The organism is Flavobacterium sp. ARAG 55.4, assembly GCF_051846875.1.
GTDB classification, from domain to species: Bacteria; Bacteroidota; Bacteroidia; order Flavobacteriales; family Flavobacteriaceae; genus Flavobacterium; species Flavobacterium plantiphilum.
Genome location: NZ_JBPYCT010000011.1, coordinates 99,398 through 118,971, shown reverse-complemented (window position 1 = coordinate 118,971; position 19,574 = coordinate 99,398). Strand labels below are relative to the sequence as shown.

At 34.4% G+C, this 19,574-nt stretch carries 24 protein-coding genes; all 24 read left to right on the top strand.

The window, feature by feature from the left end; genetic code table 11:
• Window positions 1-2 precede the first annotated feature (2 nt).
• The 24 genes from rpsH to ACSV4D_RS12970 all read left to right on the top strand — a co-directional run bounded on the left by rpsH (window position 3) and on the right by ACSV4D_RS12970 (window position 19,547).
• Entirely contained in the window at window positions 3-401 is a 399-nt protein-coding gene (rpsH, locus tag ACSV4D_RS13085; RefSeq protein ID WP_408082353.1) for a 30S ribosomal protein S8, read from the top strand.
• A gap of 20 nt (window positions 402-421) precedes the next feature.
• Entirely contained in the window at window positions 422-964 is a 543-nt protein-coding gene (gene rplF / locus ACSV4D_RS13080; protein ID WP_408082354.1) for a 50S ribosomal protein L6, read from the top strand.
• An 11-nt stretch (window positions 965-975) separates the two neighbouring features.
• The gene (rplR, locus tag ACSV4D_RS13075) at window positions 976-1,326 is read left to right on the top strand and encodes a 50S ribosomal protein L18 (RefSeq protein ID WP_035659219.1); all 351 of its coding nucleotides are present in this window, start codon (window positions 976-978) and stop codon (window positions 1,324-1,326) included.
• A gap of 3 nt (window positions 1,327-1,329) precedes the next feature.
• Window positions 1,330-1,854 carry a 30S ribosomal protein S5 gene (rpsE, locus tag ACSV4D_RS13070; RefSeq protein WP_085950926.1) on the top strand — a complete coding sequence of 175 codons (525 nt, stop codon included), beginning with the start codon at window positions 1,330-1,332 and terminating at the stop codon, window positions 1,852-1,854.
• 12 nt (window positions 1,855-1,866) lie between these two features.
• Window positions 1,867-2,049, top strand: a complete 183-nt coding sequence (rpmD, locus tag ACSV4D_RS13065) for a 50S ribosomal protein L30 (protein WP_026707002.1) — start codon at window positions 1,867-1,869, stop codon at window positions 2,047-2,049.
• Between the two features lie 13 nt (window positions 2,050-2,062).
• On the top strand, window positions 2,063-2,515 hold the full coding sequence (gene rplO, locus ACSV4D_RS13060) for a 50S ribosomal protein L15 (RefSeq protein WP_408082355.1): 453 nt from the start codon (window positions 2,063-2,065) through the stop codon (window positions 2,513-2,515).
• 14 nt (window positions 2,516-2,529) lie between these two features.
• Entirely contained in the window at window positions 2,530-3,876 is a 1,347-nt protein-coding gene (gene secY / locus ACSV4D_RS13055; RefSeq protein WP_408082356.1) for a preprotein translocase subunit SecY, read from the top strand.
• Between the two features lie 4 nt (window positions 3,877-3,880).
• Window positions 3,881-4,096, top strand: coding sequence for a translation initiation factor IF-1 (infA, locus tag ACSV4D_RS13050; RefSeq protein WP_026714631.1), 216 nt, complete (start codon window positions 3,881-3,883; stop codon window positions 4,094-4,096).
• Window positions 4,097-4,107: 11 nt separating this feature from the next.
• On the top strand, window positions 4,108-4,224 hold the full coding sequence (gene ykgO, locus ACSV4D_RS13045; RefSeq protein ID WP_002987490.1) for a type B 50S ribosomal protein L36: 117 nt from the start codon (window positions 4,108-4,110) through the stop codon (window positions 4,222-4,224).
• A gap of 2 nt (window positions 4,225-4,226) precedes the next feature.
• The gene (rpsM, locus tag ACSV4D_RS13040; RefSeq protein ID WP_035659214.1) at window positions 4,227-4,601 is read left to right on the top strand and encodes a 30S ribosomal protein S13; all 375 of its coding nucleotides are present in this window, start codon (window positions 4,227-4,229) and stop codon (window positions 4,599-4,601) included.
• Between the two features lie 8 nt (window positions 4,602-4,609).
• Entirely contained in the window at window positions 4,610-4,993 is a 384-nt protein-coding gene (rpsK, locus tag ACSV4D_RS13035; RefSeq protein ID WP_026714629.1) for a 30S ribosomal protein S11, read from the top strand.
• 90 nt (window positions 4,994-5,083) lie between these two features.
• Window positions 5,084-5,689: a 30S ribosomal protein S4 gene (gene rpsD, locus ACSV4D_RS13030; protein ID WP_073245948.1), complete on the top strand. Its 606-nt coding sequence runs from the start codon at window positions 5,084-5,086 to the stop codon at window positions 5,687-5,689.
• Window positions 5,690-5,710: 21 nt separating this feature from the next.
• Window positions 5,711-6,703, top strand: coding sequence for a DNA-directed RNA polymerase subunit alpha (locus tag ACSV4D_RS13025; protein ID WP_408082357.1), 993 nt, complete (start codon window positions 5,711-5,713; stop codon window positions 6,701-6,703).
• A gap of 62 nt (window positions 6,704-6,765) precedes the next feature.
• Window positions 6,766-7,263, top strand: coding sequence for a 50S ribosomal protein L17 (gene rplQ, locus ACSV4D_RS13020; protein ID WP_439228617.1), 498 nt, complete (start codon window positions 6,766-6,768; stop codon window positions 7,261-7,263).
• 189 nt (window positions 7,264-7,452) lie between these two features.
• A complete protein-coding gene (carA, locus tag ACSV4D_RS13015; RefSeq protein WP_439228616.1) occupies window positions 7,453-8,553 on the top strand; it encodes a glutamine-hydrolyzing carbamoyl-phosphate synthase small subunit in 1,101 nt (366 codons plus the stop codon).
• Between the two features lie 215 nt (window positions 8,554-8,768).
• A complete protein-coding gene (eno, locus tag ACSV4D_RS13010; protein WP_439228615.1) occupies window positions 8,769-10,061 on the top strand; it encodes a phosphopyruvate hydratase in 1,293 nt (430 codons plus the stop codon).
• Between the two features lie 157 nt (window positions 10,062-10,218).
• Window positions 10,219-11,496, top strand: coding sequence for a citrate synthase (locus tag ACSV4D_RS13005; RefSeq protein WP_439228614.1), 1,278 nt, complete (start codon window positions 10,219-10,221; stop codon window positions 11,494-11,496).
• Window positions 11,497-11,574: 78 nt separating this feature from the next.
• Window positions 11,575-12,519, top strand: coding sequence for a citrulline utilization hydrolase CtlX (gene ctlX, locus ACSV4D_RS13000; protein ID WP_439228613.1), 945 nt, complete (start codon window positions 11,575-11,577; stop codon window positions 12,517-12,519).
• A 65-nt stretch (window positions 12,520-12,584) separates the two neighbouring features.
• Window positions 12,585-12,950, top strand: coding sequence for a CoA-binding protein (locus ACSV4D_RS12995; protein ID WP_408082363.1), 366 nt, complete (start codon window positions 12,585-12,587; stop codon window positions 12,948-12,950).
• Between the two features lie 169 nt (window positions 12,951-13,119).
• Window positions 13,120-13,740: a recombination mediator RecR gene (gene recR / locus ACSV4D_RS12990; RefSeq protein WP_439228659.1), complete on the top strand. Its 621-nt coding sequence runs from the start codon at window positions 13,120-13,122 to the stop codon at window positions 13,738-13,740.
• Between the two features lie 68 nt (window positions 13,741-13,808).
• Window positions 13,809-14,597, top strand: a complete 789-nt coding sequence (locus ACSV4D_RS12985; RefSeq protein ID WP_439228612.1) for a polysaccharide biosynthesis/export family protein — start codon at window positions 13,809-13,811, stop codon at window positions 14,595-14,597.
• A gap of 15 nt (window positions 14,598-14,612) precedes the next feature.
• Window positions 14,613-17,060, top strand: coding sequence for a polysaccharide biosynthesis tyrosine autokinase (locus ACSV4D_RS12980; RefSeq protein WP_439228611.1), 2,448 nt, complete (start codon window positions 14,613-14,615; stop codon window positions 17,058-17,060).
• Between the two features lie 95 nt (window positions 17,061-17,155).
• Window positions 17,156-18,151, top strand: a complete 996-nt coding sequence (locus tag ACSV4D_RS12975) for an SDR family oxidoreductase (protein ID WP_439228610.1) — start codon at window positions 17,156-17,158, stop codon at window positions 18,149-18,151.
• 4 nt (window positions 18,152-18,155) lie between these two features.
• Window positions 18,156-19,547: a UDP-glucose 6-dehydrogenase gene (locus tag ACSV4D_RS12970; RefSeq protein ID WP_439228609.1), complete on the top strand. Its 1,392-nt coding sequence runs from the start codon at window positions 18,156-18,158 to the stop codon at window positions 19,545-19,547.
• The last annotated feature ends 27 nt before the right edge of the window (window positions 19,548-19,574 follow it).

Sequence of the window (19,574 nt, the reverse complement as noted above, 5' to 3'; positions counted from 1 at the left end):
ATATGAATACAGATCCTATTGCAGATTATTTGACGCGAGTTAGAAACGCTGTGGCTGCAAACCACAAAGTTGTTGAAATTCCGGCATCTAATCTAAAAAAAGAAATTACCAAGATCTTATTTGATCAGGGTTATATCTTAAGTTACAAATTTGAAGACAACACTGTTCAGGGTTCTATCAAAATTGCTTTAAAGTATGATAAAGATACTAAAGAGCCAGTTATTAAAGATATCCAGAGAATTAGTAAACCAGGTTTACGTAAGTATTCAAGTTCTTCAAATATTCCTAGAATCCTTAACGGATTGGGTATTGCTATTGTTTCTACTTCAAAAGGTTTGATGACAGGAAAGAAAGCTAAGCAATTAAATGTAGGTGGTGAAGTAATTTGCTACGTATACTAATTTAAAAAGACTTATAAGAGATGTCAAGAATAGGAAAGAGTCCAATTGTAATCCCTGCTGGAGTAACTATAGAAGTTAAAGATGGTATTATTACAGTAAAAGGAAAAAACGGTCAACTAACACAGGAGTTTTCGGATGTAACTGTAACAGTTGAAGGTGATCAGGTTCAAGTAGAAAGATCATCTGATCATAAAGATCAAAGAGCAAAACACGGTTTATACAGATCATTAATCAATAACATGATTATTGGTGTGACTGAAGGTTTTACAAAATCTTTAGAGTTGGTAGGAGTAGGTTACAGAGCTTCAAACCAAGGACAAAAATTAGATTTAGCACTTGGATTTTCTCACAATATTATTTTGGAAGTTGCTCCTGAAGTAACTGTTGAAACTATATCTGAAAAAGGTAAAAACCCAATTGTAAAGTTAACATCATTAGATAAACAACTTTTAGGTGCTGTTGCTGCGAAAATCAGAGGTTTCCGTAAGCCAGAGCCATATAAAGGAAAAGGTGTTAAATTTGTAGGTGAAGTATTAAGAAGAAAAGCAGGTAAATCAGCTTAAAAAATAAGATTATGTCATTAACAAAACCTGAAAGAAGACAGAGAATCAGATTCAGAATCAGAAAAACGATAAGCGGTACTGCTGCTAATCCAAGATTGTCTGTATTTAGAAGTAACAAAGAAATTTATGCTCAACTTATTGATGACGTAAATGGTGTTACATTATTATCTGCTTCTTCAAGAGAAAAGGAAATAGGAAAAGGTACTAACGTTGAAGTTGCAGCTGCAGTTGGAAAACTTGTTGCAGAAAAAGCGTTAAAAGCTGGGGTTGAAACAGTAAAATTCGATAGAGGAGGATACTTATACCACGGTCGTATTAAATCATTAGCAGAAGGCGCAAGAGCGGCTGGACTTAAATTCTAATATATTATGTCTAAATACAAAAATGTAGAATTGGTAAAACCAAGTGGTCTTGAACTTAAAGATCGTCTGGTAAGTGTTAATCGTGTTACTAAGGTTACAAAAGGAGGTAGAGCTTTTGGTTTTTCTGCGATTGTAGTTGTAGGTGATGAAAATGGAGTAGTTGGTCACGGATTAGGAAAATCTAAAGACGTTTCTGAAGCAATTGCGAAAGCAGTAGAAGATGCTAAGAAAAATTTAGTAAAAATTCCTTTGAATGGTCAGTCAGTTCCTCACGAACAAAAAGGTAAATTTGGTGGTGCACGTGTATTCTTAATTCCTGCCTCTCATGGTACAGGAGTTATTGCTGGTGGAGCTGTTCGTTCAGTTCTTGAATCAGTAGGTATTCACGATGTATTGTCTAAATCTCAAGGATCATCAAATCCTCACAACGTAGTGAAAGCAACTTTTGATGCATTATTACAAATGAGAAGTGCTCATACTGTTGCAAAACAAAGAGGAGTATCTTTAGAGAAAGTTTTTAAAGGTTAATTCAAGGAAATTATGGCTAAATTATTAGTAAAACAAGTTAGAAGTAAAATCAACTGTCCACTTGATCAAAAAAGAGGATTAGAGGCTTTAGGTCTACGTAAAATGGGTCAGGTTGTGGAACATGATTCAAACCCTGCAATCCTTGGGATGATAAACAAAGTTAAACACTTAGTTTCTGTAGAAGAAGCTAAATAACAAAAATATTGTTATGAATTTAAGTAACTTACAACCAGCTGAAGGGTCAACACACAATCAAAATAAAAGATTAGGTAGAGGAGAAGGTTCTGGAAAAGGTGGTACCGCTGCACGTGGACACAAAGGAGCAAAATCTCGTTCTGGATATTCTAAGAAGATTGGTTTTGAAGGAGGTCAAATGCCGCTTCAAAGACGTGTTCCTAAGTTTGGTTTTACAAACATCAATCGTAAAGAATACGAAGGTGTAAATCTTGATACGCTTCAATTATTAGTTGATAATGGTGTGGTTACAGATACTGTTGATATGACAGTTTTTGTTGCAAACCGCTTAGCTACTAAGAATGAAATTGTTAAGATTTTAGGAAGAGGAGAATTGAAAGCTAAATTAAAAGTAACTGCTCACAAATTTACTGCTACTGCAAAAGCTGCTATTGAAGCTGCTGGCGGAGAGGCTGTAACAATATAATTTTTCAATTAACTATGAAGAAATTTATTGAATCAATAAGCAATGTTTGGAAAATCGAAGAGCTAAAAAACAGGATTCTAATCACTTTAGGATTACTTTTAGTTTATCGTTTTGGAGCACATGTTACGCTACCAGGAATTGACGCTACACAATTAAACAGTTTAGCAGGCCAGACCGAAAATGGTATAGGGTCTATTTTAGATATGTTTACTGGAGGAGCTTTTTCTAAAGCGTCAGTTTTTGCTTTAGGAATTATGCCTTATATTTCTGCATCTATCGTTGTACAGCTTATGGGAATTGCTATTCCTTATTTGCAAAAATTACAAAGTGATGGAGAAAGTGGTAGAAAGAAGATTAACCAAATTACTCGTTGGCTTACTATTGTTATTACTTTAGTTCAAGGGCCTACGTATATTTATAATCTTTACAGAACTTTACCAGGAAGTGCATTTTTATTAGGTTTTAGTTCTTTTGAATTCTTATTTTCTTCGGTAATTATCTTAGTTACAGGTACAATTTTTGCCATGTGGTTAGGAGAAAAGATAACTGATAAAGGGATTGGAAACGGAATTTCACTATTAATTATGGTGGGTATCCTTGCAAGATTTCCTCAAGCATTTATTCAGGAATTTACAACTAGAGTTACTAATAACAACGGAGGTCCAATGTTGTTAGTGATTGAAATAATTATTTGGCTTTTAGTTATCATTGCTTGTGTATTGTTAACTATGGCTATTCGAAAAATACCAGTTCAGTATGCACGTCGTACTGCTTCTGGTGATTTTGAACAAGATATGTTAGGAGGAAATAGACAATGGATTCCTTTAAAGCTGAATGCTTCAGGGGTTATGCCAATTATTTTTGCGCAAGCAATTATGTTTATTCCTGCTGCTTTAGCAGGATTGTCAAAGTCCGATACTTCGCAGTCTATTGTAGGTACATTTAGTAATATGTTTGGGTTTTGGTATAATTTTGTATTTGCTACATTAATTGTAGTATTTACTTTCTTTTACACAGCAATTACAGTTCCTACTAATAAGATGTCAGATGATCTAAAAAGAAGTGGTGGTTTTATTCCGGGTGTAAGACCTGGAGCTGAAACTTCTGATTTTCTTGACAAAGTAATGTCTTTGATAACTTTTCCAGGTTCTTTATTTCTTGCTCTAATAGCTGTGTTCCCAGCCATAGTTGTAAGTCTTATGGATGTTCAGCAATCTTGGGCAATGTTTTTTGGAGGTACTTCATTGATAATTATGGTAGGTGTTGCAATTGACACAATTCAGCAAATCAATTCGTATTTGTTGAATAAACATTATGATGGTTTAATGAAAAGCGGAAAAAATAGAAAAGCAGTAGCTTAATTTTATGGCAAAACAATCAGCAATAGAACAGGACGGATCAATCATTGAAGCATTATCAAATGCAATGTTCCGTGTAGAATTAGAGAATGGACATGTTGTAATTGCTCATATTTCAGGAAAAATGCGCATGCATTATATCAAATTATTACCTGGTGATAAAGTGAAATTGGAGATGAGCCCTTACGATTTGTCTAAAGCAAGAATTACTTATAGATATTAAAGATATTCACAATGAAAGTAAGAGCATCAGTAAAAAAGAGAAGTGCCGAGTGCATTATCGTACGTAGAAAAGGTAGATTATACGTAATAAACAAAAAGAATCCTAGATTTAAACAAAGACAAGGATAATTATGGCAAGAATAGCAGGGGTAGATATCCCAAAAAACAAGAGAGGTGTTATTGCACTTACCTACATCTTCGGATTAGGAAAAAGTAGAGCTATAGAGATTTTAGAGAAAGCTCAGGTTAGCCAGGACAAAAAAGTTCAAGATTGGAATGATGACGAGATCGGAGCAATTCGTGAGGCTGTTGGAGCATTCAAAATTGAAGGAGAATTGCGTTCAGAAGTTTCTTTGAATATCAAACGTTTAATGGATATTGGATGTTACAGAGGTATTCGTCACAGAACTGGTCTTCCGTTAAGAGGACAAAGAACTAAAAACAACTCTAGAACTAGAAAAGGTAAAAGAAAAACTGTTGCTAACAAGAAAAAAGCAACTAAATAATAAGTAATATGGCTAAAGCAACTACAAAAAAACGTAAAGTTATCGTTGAATCAACGGGAGAAGCTCATATTTCTGCTACCTTCAATAACATCATCATTTCTTTGACAAACAAAAAAGGTGAAGTTATTTCTTGGTCTTCAGCTGGTAAAATGGGTTTTAGAGGTTCTAAAAAGAACACTCCATACGCAGCTCAGATGGCCGCAGAAGATTGTAGTAAAGTAGCTCTTGAAGCTGGATTGAAAAAAGTTAAGGTTTATGTAAAAGGACCAGGAAACGGACGTGAGTCTGCTATCCGTTCTATTCATAACGGAGGAATCGAAGTAACTGAAATCATTGATGTTACTCCAATGCCTCACAACGGATGTCGTCCTCCAAAGAGACGTAGAGTTTAATAATATAATTTAAGTATAACTAGGTAGAAAATACGATTATCGAAGGATATGACCTGAATTCATAATCTCTACCTTAATTAATTCATTGAAATGGCAAGATATACTGGTCCTAAAACTAGAATTGCTCGTAAATTTGGCGAAGCAATCTTCGGAGATGACAAATCTTTCGAAAAAAGAAATTACCCTCCTGGACAACACGGGATGGCTAAAAAAAGAGGTAAAAAATCTGAATATGCTATCCAGTTAATGGAAAAGCAAAAAGCTAAATATTCTTACGGGATTTTAGAAAAACAATTCAGAGGTTTATTTAAAAAAGCATCAGCTACTAAAGGTGTTACTGGTGAAGTTCTTTTACAATTATGTGAGGCAAGATTGGATAATGTAGTTTTTAGAATGGGGGTTGCTCCATCTCGAAGAGGTGCAAGACAATTAGTTTCTCACAGACACATTACTGTTAATGGTGAAGTTGTAAATATTCCTTCTTACCACCTTAAACCTGGTGATAAAGTTGCTGTTCGTGAGAAATCTAAATCTTTAGAAGCAATCGAACGTTCTTTATCTAATTCAAGTCAAGTTTATGAATGGATTACCTGGAACAATGACGTTAAAGAAGGTACTTTTGTAAGTGTACCTGCAAGACTTCAAATTCCAGAAAACATTAAAGAACAATTAATCGTAGAGTTGTACAACAAATAATAATTGACTTAGTCGAAATTTATGGCAATATTTAATTTTCAAAAGCCCGATAAAGTTATCATGATCGATTCAACCGATTTTGAAGGTAAATTCGAATTTAGACCTTTAGAACCTGGTTATGGATTGACTGTTGGTAATGCACTTAGAAGAGTTTTGCTTTCAGCATTGGAAGGGTATGCAATTACATCTGTTCGCATAGAAGGTGTAGATCATGAGTTTTCTACTATTTCAGGGGTTGTTGAAGATGTTACCGAAATTATCCTTAATCTAAAACAAGTACGTTTCAAACGTCAGATTGAAGATATCGATAATGAATCAGTTTCTGTTTCTGTTTCTGGTAAAGATCAATTAACAGCTGGTGATTTTCAAAAATTTATTTCAGGTTTTCAAGTTTTGAACCCAGAACTTGTTATCTGTAATTTAGATCCAAAAATCAAATTGAGTCTTGATTTAACAATCGAGAAAGGTAGAGGATATGTTCCTGCTGAGGAGAACAAAAAACAAAATGCTGCAATTGGAACCATATTTACAGATTCTATTTTTACTCCGGTAAAAAATGTAAAATATGCAATAGAAAACTTCCGTGTGGAGCAAAAAACAGATTATGAAAAATTAGTTTTTGAAATAAAAACTGATGGTTCTATTAATCCTAAAGATGCACTAACTGAAGCTGCTAAAGTTCTAATTCACCATTTCATGTTGTTCTCTGACGAAAGAATTACACTTGAGGCTGATGAAATTGCACAAACAGAATCCTATGATGAGGAATCATTACATATGAGACAATTGCTTAAAACTAAGCTTGTTGATATGGATTTATCTGTGAGAGCCTTAAATTGTTTGAAAGCGGCTGAAGTTGATACACTTGGTGATTTAGTATCGTTCAATAAAAATGACCTAATGAAATTCCGTAATTTTGGTAAAAAATCTTTAACAGAGCTAGATGAACTTGTAGCAGTTAAGAATTTGACTTTCGGAATGGATTTAGCAAAATACAAACTAGATAAAGAATAATTTACTTCATATTTTGCTCTCCATAGTGGATTGTAGCAAGATGAAGTTAAAATAAATTGGTCATGAGACACGGAAAAAAATTCAATCACTTAAGCAGACAGACTGCGCATAGAAAATCTATGTTAGCTAATATGGCTTGTTCTCTAATTGAGCACAAACGTATTAACACTACTGTTGCTAAAGCAAAAGCACTTAAACAATTTGTTGAGCCGCTTATAACAAAATCTAAAAATGATACGACTCACAATCGTCGTATTGTTTTTGCTAACTTACGTAGCAAATATGCTGTAACTGATTTATTCAGAGATGTAGCTGCTAAAGTTGGTGACCGTCCGGGAGGATACACTCGTATCATTAAAGTTGGAAATCGTTTAGGAGATAATGCTGATATGGCAATGATCGAATTAGTAGATTTTAACGAGCTTTACAACGGAGGTAAAAAAGAAGTTAAAAAAGCAAAAAGCCGTCGTGGTGGTAAAGCTAAGAAAACAGAAGAAGCTCCGGTTGCCGAAGCTCCTGCTGCAGAAACTGAAGCTACTGACGAAACTGCTGCCGAATAATTATGAAGATAATCATTCTATAGAATCAAGGATAAACTATTTTTTTAGTTTATCCTTTTTTTTTGACTTTTTAGTAATGAAGTTTGTGTTAGTCTAAAATGCTATAATTATTTTCAATTCTAAAATAATTTTTAAAATTGTTGCTTTCACTGCTTTAATGAATTAAATTTGCATCATATTTAACAACAAATGAAATACACAACACGAAAAAGCGCCATCCTTTTATTAAGTGATGGAACTATATTCCACGGAAAATCTATCGGAATCAGCGGAACCACTTTTGGTGAAGTATGTTTTAATACTGGTATGACAGGATATCAGGAAATTTTTACAGACCCATCCTATTTTGGACAAATTATGGTCGCGACTAATCCACACATTGGAAATTATGGCGTTAACGATAAAGAAGTAGAGTCAAACGGTATTAAAATTGCCGGTTTGGTTTGTAAAAATTTTAGCTTTAATTATTCCAGAGAAGATGCTTCAGGGAGTTTGGAAGATTATTTTACAAAACATAATTTAATCTGTATTTCTGATGTCGATACTAGAGCTTTAGTAAGCTATATTAGAGAGAATGGAGCGATGAATGCTGTTATTTGTACAGATGATACTCCTGTTGAGGAACTAAAAGCGGCTTTAGCTCAGGTGCCGGATATGAAAGGTTTAGAGTTGGCTTCACAAGTCTCAACGAAAGAACCTTATTTTTACGGAGATGAAAATGCCACTTACAGAGTTTCCGCTTTAGACTTAGGGATTAAAACAAATATTTTACGTAATCTGGCTAAAAGAGATTGTTATATTAAAGTTTATCCGTATGATTCTTCTTTTGCGGAGTTAAATTCTTTTAACCCTGATGGGTTCTTCCTGTCAAATGGACCTGGCGATCCGGAGCCTTTGGAAAATGCCATTGAAGTTGCCGGAGAAATTCTTGCAAGCAATAAACCTTTATTTGGGATATGTTTAGGACATCAGGTGATAGGATTGGCAAATGGGATTTCAACATATAAGATGTTTAACGGTCACCGTGGAATTAATCATCCAGTTATGAATTTGGTTTCAGGAAAAGGAGAAATTACTTCTCAAAATCATGGTTTTGCTGTGAATAGAGAAGAAGTTGAAGCTCATTCAGGATTAGAAATTACGCATCTTCATCTTAATGACGGAACAGTGGCAGGTATGCGAGTGAAAGGTACGAACTGCTTTTCTGTTCAATATCATCCGGAAGCAAGTCCGGGACCACATGATTCCTCTTATTTATTTGATCAGTTTATTGAGAGTTTAAAAAAATAATTTTCTTTCAAAAAAATAAGTAAAGGCTAAGCAATTCTTTTGTTTAGCCTTTTTTATTTTTAAATCTTTTGAAGGCTGTTTATTTGTAAAATTTATTTTAAATTATGTTTAAAAAATAGATTTATAACGTTTTCGTTGATAAGATTGAAAAAATAAATACGGTGTTTGAAAAACTTAGAATATATTTGTATTTTAAAATTTAAAAACTAAGTAATATGAGTATTATTATCAAAATTCATGCAAGACAAATTTTCGATTCAAGAGGTAATCCTACAGTAGAGGTAGATGTAATTACAGAAAACGGTGTTTTAGGAAGAGCGGCAGTTCCATCTGGAGCTTCAACTGGTGAACACGAAGCTGTAGAATTACGTGATGGTGGAAAAGCTTTTTTAGGAAAAGGAGTTTTAAATGCAGTGAACAATGTTAATACTGTAATTGCTGAAGAACTTGTAGGTACTTCTGTTTTTGAACAAAATCTTATTGATCAAATGATGATTGATTTAGATGGTACTGCTAATAAATCTAAACTGGGAGCTAATGCAATTTTAGGAGTTTCTTTAGCTGTTGCTAAAGCTGCTGCTGCTGAATTAGGATTGCCTTTATACAGATATGTAGGTGGAGTTTCTGCTAATACATTGCCTGTTCCAATGATGAATATCATCAATGGTGGTTCTCACTCTGATGCTCCGATAGCTTTTCAGGAATTTATGATTTTCCCTGTAAAAGCAACTTCTTTTTCTCATTCTATGCAAATGGGAACTGAAATTTTTCACAGCTTGAAAAAAGTGTTACACGATAGAGGTCTTTCTACTGCTGTAGGTGACGAAGGAGGTTTTGCTCCTAACTTAGCCGGTGGTACTGAAGATGCTTTAGATACAATCAAATTGGCAGTTGAGAAAGCAGGTTATACTTTTGGTGACGAAATTATGATTGCTTTAGACTGTGCTTCTGCTGAATTTTATGTAGACGGGAAATACGATTACACTAAATTTGAAGGAGAAACAGGAAAAATAAGAACTTCTGCTGAACAAGCTGAGTATTTAGCTGAGTTGACAACTAAATACCCAATTATCTCTATCGAAGATGGTATGGATGAGAATGACTGGGAAGGTTGGAAATTATTAACTGAAAAAATTGGAGATAAAGTTCAATTAGTAGGTGATGATTTGTTTGTAACGAATGTGGAGCGTTTGTCAACTGGAATCGAGAAAGGGATTGCTAACTCAATTCTTATTAAAGTAAACCAAATTGGTACTTTAACTGAAACGATAGCTGCAGTTAACATGGCTAAAAATGCAGGGTATACTTCTGTAATGTCTCACCGCTCAGGAGAAACTGAAGATAATACAATTGCTGACTTAGCTGTTGCGTTAAATTGTGGTCAGATTAAGACCGGTTCTGCTTCACGTTCAGATCGTATGGCTAAATACAATCAATTGATCAGAATTGAAGAAGAATTAGGAAATACGGCTTATTTTCCCGGAAAAAAAGCATTCAAAATAAAATAAGAATAACAAATTGTTATTTTTTTAAAGCCATTCATTTTAAAATGAATGGCTTTTTTTATCAAATTTAACAATATCGCTGTTTTTTTCTCTTTTTAATTAACGTTATTATCCTTAGATTTGGTAAATTATTAAGTGTAAAGATTTATTTCAAATTATTATGTCAAAAACAGCTATATTAGAGATTGATGGTCAGAAGTATGAGTTTCCTGTTGTTAAAGGAAGTGAGAACGAAGAAGCTATCAATATTAACAAATTAAGAGATTTAACAGGAGCAATTACAATTGATCCTGGTTTTAAAAATTCAGGTTCTTGCACTAGTGCAATTACTTTTCTGGATGGAGAATTAGGAATTTTACGCTACAGAGGCTATGCTATTGAAGATTTAGCCGATCAGGCAAACTTTTTAGAAGTTTCTTATCTTTTAATTTTTGGAGAACTACCAACAGCTGCACAATTAGAGCAATTTGAAACAGATATCAGAAAACATACCTTAGTAAATGAGGAAATGAAAAACATTATCGATGGCTTTCCAAAAACAGCTCACCCTATGGGTGTTTTAGCAGCTTTGACAAGTGCATTGACAGCTTTCAATCCAAAATCGGTAAATGTTGAGAATGAAAAAGAATTGTATCAGGCGGTTTGTAAAACTATGGGTAAATTCTTGGTAATTGCAACCTGGACCTATAGAAAAGCAATGGGATATCCTTTGAATTATTATGATAATACAAAAGGATATGTAGAGAATTTTATGAATTTAATGTTTGCTTTACCTACCGAGCCTTATAAAGTAAATCCTGTTGTTATTGAGGCCTTAGATAAACTATTTATTCTGCATGCTGATCATGAGCAAAACTGTTCTACTTCTACAGTAAGAATGGTAGGTTCTTCTCATGCTGGTTTATTTGCATCTATTTCTGCCGGAGTATCTGCGCTTTGGGGACCTTTACACGGAGGTGCTAATCAGGCTGTGTTAGAAATGTTAGAAGAAATTCATCAGAATGGTGGAGATACAGAAAAGTATCTGGCTAAAGCAAAAGATAAAAATGATCCGTTCCGATTAATGGGATTCGGACACAGAGTTTACAAAAACTTCGACCCGCGTGCTAAAATTATCAAAAAAGCAGCCAATGAAGTTTTAGGAACTTTAGGAGTTGATGATCCAATTTTAGAAATTGCTAAAAAATTAGAGGCAGCTGCTTTAGAAGACGAATACTTCAAAGCCAGAAATCTATATCCAAACGTTGATTTCTACTCAGGAATTATCTATAGAGCATTAGGAATTCCTACTGATATGTTTACTGTTATGTTTGCTATAGGAAGATTACCGGGATGGATTGCTCAATGGAAAGAAATGCGTGAAAACAAAGAGCCAATTGGAAGACCAAGACAAATTTATACAGGATCTGCGTTAAGAGAATTTAAAAGACCCGTATAATCTTTAAATTAAATCAAACTGAAGCTTCACTGAAAAGTGAGGCTTTTTTTTATCTTTGATAAATAATAACAGATTCAGATGAAACAAGTAACTAATTCGGTTTTAATGATACGTCCGGTAGCTTTTCGGATGAATGAGCAAACCACGGAAAACAATCATTTTCAAAAAGAAATAAAAGGAATGTTGCCTTTGGCTATAAATGCTAAAGCCCGGCAGGAGTTTGATGGTTTAGTGAGCCGGCTTCAGGGAAACGGTGTGCAGGTAGTGGTTATAGAAGATACTTTAGATACAGATACTCCGGATAGTATTTTTCCAAATAACTGGATTTCTTTTCATGAAAACGGGGATGTGGTTTTGTATCCTATGTTTGCTGAAAACCGTCGGGATGAGCGTCGGGAGGAGGTTTTGGATATCCTTGAAGAAAAAGGTTTTGTGATTGAAAATAGTGTTGATTTTACATCAGCAGAAGAGGATGGGCTTTTTCTGGAAGGTACCGGAAGTTTAGTTTTAGACAGAGCAAATGCAATAGCCTATTGTGCTTTATCACCAAGAGCTGATGAGGAACTCTTTATTGAATTTTGTGAAGATTTTGATTATGCTCCGGTTATTTTTGAAGCTTTTCATACAGTAGATAATAAACTGAAATTGGTTTATCATACGAATGTAATGATGAGTATTGGGGAGCATTTTGCTGTAATTTGTGCAGATATGATTGCAGATAAAAAAGAACGTAAAATGGTTTTAGATAACTTAAGAGCAAGCGGGAAAGAAGTTATTCTGATTAGTGAAGAACAGGTTAATTATTTTGCCGGGAATATACTGGAAGTTTCAGGTGCTGATGATAAAAGACATATTGTAATGAGTACTACAGCTTTTAAAGCGCTTCGTCAGAATCAAATAACACAATTAGAAAAATACGGTTGTATTTTAACCGCTGATTTAGAAACCATCGAAGCTTGTGGAGGAGGAAGTGCAAGATGTATGATGGCAGAAATTTTTCTGCCTAAAAATAATTCTTTTTGAAGTATTGAAATTTTGTATCCTTCTGTTTAAGTTCTATTTGTCTACCTTTGCAAAAATAAATAATAATGAAAAATAAAAAAACGCTGGTTCTGGGAGCAACTACAAAATCTGACAGATATGCTTTTAGAGCCATAAATATGTTAACACAAAAAGGGCATACTGTGCTGGCTATTGGTCAGCATCAGGGGGAAGTTGCAGGAGTGAAAATACATACTAAGGCTATTCCTGTTAAGGCTATAGATACTGTTACATTGTATTTAAATCCAAAAAATCAACGGCATTATTATAATTATATTATTGAAGCCCAGCCTAAGCGGGTAATATTTAATCCGGGAACAGAAAATCCGGAGTTGTATCAGCTTTTAGAATTGAATAATATCAAAGCCGAAGTTGCCTGTACATTAGTTTTATTAGCTACAAACCAATATTAATTTTTGTTCCGAAAATAAAGTAAGCTGTTTTTCATACGAAAAATGGCTTTTTTAATTAAATATAGTGAACGGAATCAGGTTTCAGACAGATGATTCAAAAGGAATTTATTTTATCAGGCATTTTAGAATAATCAGTTATTTCAATGAACAAATTATTACATTTGCAACTATGGAATTTTCTTCAAAATTATTAGAAAAAGCTGTCAATGAAATATCGCAATTGCCGGGAATAGGGAAAAGAACTGCTTTGCGACTGGTTTTACATTTGTTAAAACAGCCCAGAGAACAAACGGATTTCCTGACGCAGGCATTGGTGAATATGAGGGAGGAAATTAAGTTTTGTGAAAGCTGTCATAACATTTCGGACACTCTGATTTGCGAAATATGCAGCAATAAAAACAGAAATCATGAAGTAGTGTGTGTTGTTGAGGATATTCGTGATGTAATGGCAATTGAGAACACAGGACAGTTTAAAGGAATTTATCATGTTTTAGGCGGTAAGATTTCGCCAATTGACGGAGTAGGTCCGAGTCAGTTGAAGATTTCGACTTTGGTAGAAAAAGTTAAGTCAGGAAAATTAACGGAGGTTATTTTTGCCTTGAGTTCAACAATGGAAGGGGATACCACTAACTTTTATATTTACAAGCAGATTGCTGATTCAGATATTGTGATTTCAACTATTGCCAGAGGAATTGCTGTAGGCGACGAATTAGAATATGCTGATGAAGTTACTCTTGGGCGCAGTATTTTACAGCGTTTGCCATTTGAAAAGGCAATAAAAAATAATTAATGAGTTATTATTAATACGGCTTCTGTTTTCATAAAATGAAAGCTATATTTGTTATATAAAATTATAAAATGACTAAGTATTTATTTGGTTTATTATTAAGTATCAGTGTCTTGTTTTCGTCTTGTATATCAACAAAAGATTTGATTTACCTGCAAAATAAAGACGAAACAAATACTGAAACTACTATTTCGGCAGTTGTTTCAAAGCCGTATCGGTTACAAACAAACGATGTTTTAAGTATTACTATTAAAGCCAATGATCCAAAATTAGTCGAGATTTTCAGTACTACAAATGAGGATGAATCCGGAAAATCTGAATCAGCTTTGTATTTTAACGGCTTTACAGTAGATGATCATGGAAATATCAGGATACCTCTTTTGGGAGAATTCAATGTGACAGGGTATACTTTAGATGAAGTAAGGCAACGAATCGAAAAACAGTTATTAACAGAATATTTTAAAAAAGAAGCTAATATTTTTGTTATCGTAAAGTTGGCAGGATTTAGATATACAATTAATGGCGAAGTAGGTAGCACCGGAACTAAGACCTTGTTTCAGGAACAGGTAAATATCATGGAAGCGATTGCTAATTCAGGTGATATTACACTTACCGGAAACAGAAAGGAAGTAACTATTATCAGAAAAACTCCGACAGGTACTGAAATGCATGATATTGATCTTACTGATCGTAATGTGATACACTCTCCTTATTATTATTTACAGCCTAATGATTATATTTATGTGAAACCTCTAAAACAAAAAAGCTGGGGTACAGGGAAAACAGGTATCGAATCTTTAGGTACAATATTAACGCTGATTTCTTTAGGAACAACTGTTTTGTTATTGTTAAAAAGATAAAATACTTTGTAAAAAATGCTAGATATAAAAGACTTTTCCATTTTTGAAAACCAGCTAAGCTTTGATTTTAAGGGATTGCTCCTGAAAATAGTGAGTTACTGGAAATGGTTTTTGGTAAGTTTGATAATTGCTTTTACAATTGCCTATCAGGTAAATATTCGTAAGGAGAAGATTTATGAGATGGAGACTTTGATTTCGATTAAGGAAGAAAATAATCCGCTGTTTACTTCCAATACCAGTCTGACCTTCAATTGGGGTGGGATTTCTGATCAAATGCAGACTGTTTCCACCACATTACAATCCCGGTCGCATAACGAATTAGTGGTTGATAAATTAGAATTTTATATTGATTATTTACAGCAGGAAAAGTACAATATGGTTGATGCTTATGGAGCTGTACCGTTTTATGTATCGATTGATAAAAACAAAGGACAATTAGCAGGTAGTTTAATCCAAATTACTTTTTTAAGCGAGTCCGAATACCAGATAAAAATTCCTTTTCAAAACAATTCTGCTTCCTTAATTAGTTATTCTGATAATTCTTATAGCAGTACGAATGTTGCAATAGGCGATTTCATTAAGCAATATAAGGTTGGAGAGCCAGTCTCGTTGCCGTTTTTGAATTGGAAATTAGAGATAAAAGAGAATCCTGGTTTTTATAAAGGGAAAGTATATTTCGTTCGATTTAATGATTTTAACGGGGCAGTGTCCCGTTACAAAGGAGTGAGTGTTATTTCTGACAATAAGGGCGCTTCTATTTTAACTTTAAAGATGACCGGTACCAATAAGGCCCGAATGGTCGAATATCTTAATGCAACGGTTAAGATGCTTATTAAAAGGCAGCTTGACAATAAGAATCGATTTGCAACCAATACGATTTCTTTTATTGATAGTACGCTTGTTGCTATGGAATCGCAATTGAAAACAGCAGGGGAAGAACTGAAATCTTTTAAGAAAGATAAAGATGTTTTTAACCTTGAAGATGGGGGAGCCCGGTTTTCGGATAAAATTCTTGAGTATGATGTTGAAAAAGATGCTATCGTTCGGAAAATTGCTTATTACAATTCCCTTAAATCGTATTTAAAAAGCAGTGTAGATTATTCTAAACTTCCGGCGCCATCCGTTGCCGGAATTGAAGATCCTAATATTGTAACGAATGTCTCTAAGCTTATTGCACTTTCTACACAGCGTTCTGAAATGGCTTATGCGGTAAAAAGTGATAAATTATTTCGGGATTTCGACAATCAAATGGAAGCGGTAAAAAGCGTTCTGCTTGAAAATATTGCTAGTGCAAAATCGGCATTACAGTTTGATTTAGGATTGGTGAATAGTAAAATTAATCAGGCAGAAGGAAGTATTAAACAATTGCCTGATGACCAACAAGAATTGGTGAAAATCAAAAGGAAATACGATTTAAGCGATAATATTTACAGCACGTTTTTGCAAAAAAGGAGTGAAGCTGATATCGTAAAGGCAGCCAATTTATCAGACATTCATTTTATTGATCCCGCTAAAGATGTGGGTGGAGGACTGATAGGGCCTAAAACATCAGTGAATTATGTTTTAGCGTCTTTCTTAGGAATTCTGATTCCGTTAATGTTTATATTTATTATCTTTTTTATTAATAATTCTGTTCAAAATGCAGAAGATGTGAGTAAACAGACTCAGATTCCTTTGATAGGTGTTGTTGGGGTGTATAAGGAAAAAGGTGAACTGGCGGTTTTTGATAAGCCCAAATCAGCATTGTCAGAATCCTTTCGGGCGATTCGTTCTTCGTTACAGTTTTTATATAAAAAGCAAAATCTGGAAGGAGGGAAAACCTTAATGATTACATCTTCTATCAGTGGTGAAGGAAAAACATTTTGTTCGATAAACATCGCCACTGTTTTTGCTTTAAGCGAAAAGAAAACAGTAATTGTAGGTCTGGATTTAAGAAAACCCAAACTGGCTGATGAGTTTGGTTTGTCTAATGACTCAGGGGTTGTAAATTATCTCATCAGACAAAAAAAACTGGAAGAAATAGTAAATAAAACAGCAGTTCCTTATTTAGATGTTATTCTTTCGGGTCCTGTTCCGCCCAATCCTTCTGAATTAATTATCGGAGAAACAATGGCTGAATTTGTTGAAGAATTAAAAACAAAATACGATTACATTATTCTCGATACACCGCCTGTAGGTTTAGTGGCAGATTCATTGGAGTTAGGCCAGTATGCCGATGTAACCTTATATATTATAAGACAGAATGTAACCAAAAAGGAGATGATTCCATTGTTAAATAATCGTGTGAAAAGAGGTGAAATGACCAATGTAAGTATTATTCTGAATGGTTTTGAAAACAAAGCAAAGTACGGTACGTCTTATGCTTACGGTTATGGCTATGGAGATTATTCAAGCGGTTATCATGAGGATGAAAAACCCAAAAGTTTTTTGGGAAAAATAAGAGATAAGATTAGAAAAGCGTAGGAACCGTTAGATTAAAAAATAGAAATTTTCTTTTTCCTCGCTAAAGATGGAAAATTTCTTAAAACAGCTCTATAGCAAATTTTTGAATAAAAAAGATGAGAGAAATAACAAATTATACTATTTTAATTACCGGAGGAGCAGGTTTTATTGGTTCTAATCTGTGTGAGTACTTTTTAGCAAAAGGAAACAAGGTGATTTGTCTGGACAATTTTGCTACCGGACACCGTCATAATTTAAAAGTATGCCTGGATAATCCTGAATTTTCTCTGATTGAGGGTGATATCCGTAATTTTGAAGATTGTAAAAAAGCAATGTCAGGGGTTGATTATGTTTTGCATCAGGCGGCTTTGGGTTCTGTACCACGTTCTATAAATGATCCTCTTACTACTAATGAGGTGAATGTATCCGGTTTTTTGAACGTATTACAAGCAGCTTCGCAGGCTAATGTAAAACGTTTTATATATGCTGCGAGTTCTTCCACTTATGGAGATTCTGCCGGATTACCAAAGGTAGAAGATGTGATTGGAAAACCCCTTTCGCCTTATGCTATTACAAAATATGTAAATGAACTGTATGCTGAAATATTCAGTAAGACCTATGGAATAGAAACTATTGGCTTGCGTTATTTTAATGTTTTTGGAAGAAAACAGGATCCGAACGGTGCTTATGCGGCTGTGATTCCTAAATTTGTGATGCAGTTAATGAATCATGAAAGTATCACTATAAATGGGGATGGTAATTATTCCCGAGACTTCACTTATATAGATAATGTAATTCAGATGAACGAACGGGCTATGGCTACAGATAATCCGGAGGCCGTTAACACGGTTTACAATACTGCTTTTGGGGATAGAAATACGCTGAATGATTTAGTACTTTATTTGAAAGAATATTTGAGTATATATGATGCAGAAATAACGAATGTTAAAGTGATTCACGGTTCTAACCGGGCGGGAGATATTCCACATTCTTTAGCCAGTATTGCCAAAGCAAAAGAACTTCTGGGGTATAATTCTGAATATTCTTTGCAGCAAGGACTTAAGATTGCAGTGGATTGGTATTGGGAAAATTTAGGAGAAAAAAGAAAATAGAAAAATGAAAATTACAAAAATTTGTTGCATTGGAGCGGGCTATGTTGGAGGACCTACAATGGCAATTATAGCACAAAAATGCCCACAGATACAAGTTACAGTGGTAGACCTAAATCACGAAAGAATAGCGGCCTGGAACGATGCCGATGTAAATAATATCCCTATTTATGAGCCTGGACTTTCTGAAATTGTAAAAGAATCGAGAGGGCGTAATTTATTTTTTTCTACTGAAGTTGATCAGGCTATAGAAGAAGCTGAAATGATTTTTATTTCGGTAAATACCCCTACAAAGACCTATGGGAAAGGAAAAGGAATGGCAGCCGATTTAAAATTTATTGAATTGTGTGCCAGACAGATTGCTAAGGTATCCCAATCCGATAAAATAGTGGTAGAAAAATCTACTTTGCCGGTACGTACTGCTGAAGCGATAAAAAGCATTTTGGATAATACCGGAAACGGAGTAAAATTCCAAATCCTTTCAAATCCGGAGTTTTTAGCAGAAGGTACGGCTGTTCAGGATTTATTGCATCCGGATAGAATTTTGATAGGTGGTGATACTGCCGAAGAGGGACAAAAAGCTATTCAGGCATTGGTAGAGGTGTATGCTAACTGGGTGCCGGAAGATAGAATTCTGACCACTAATGTATGGTCTTCTGAATTGTCAAAACTAACAGCCAATGCTTTCCTGGCACAAAGAATTTCTTCTATTAATGCCATGTCTGAACTTTGTGAGAAAACAGGAGCAAATATCAATGAAGTGGCTAAGGCTATTGGGATGGACAGCAGGATTGGTTCTAAATTTTTAAAAGCTTCTGTAGGTTTTGGAGGTTCTTGTTTTCAGAAAGACATTTTGAATTTGGTTTATATAGCTAAATCTTATGGTTTGCAGGAAGTAGCCGATTATTGGGAGCAGGTGATCATTATGAATGATCATCAAAAAAGACGTTTTTCTGATAAAATAGTGAAAACTTTATACAATACGGTTTCCGGTAAAAAGATTGTTTTTTTAGGCTGGGCATTTAAAAAAGATACTAATGATACCAGAGAATCTGCCGCTATATATGTAGCAGATGATTTGATAAGTGAAAACGCTCAAATAGCAGTATATGATCCTAAGGTTGCCCGAAAAAAGGTTTTGGCTGATTTGGATTATTTAGAGTCAAGAAGCGCTGAAAATAATGCAAGCAGTGTTTTGTCATTTGAAAATCCTTACGAAGCTTGTGCCGGAGCTCATGCCATTGCTGTTCTTACGGAATGGGATGAGTTTATTTCATATGACTGGCAAAAAATATACAATGCTATGCAGAAACCTGCGTTTATATTTGACGGAAGAAATATTTTAGACGGTTCTGCGTTAGGAAAAATAGGATTTGTTTATCAGGCTATCGGATCATAATGTAAAAATGATATTGTTATAGACTCA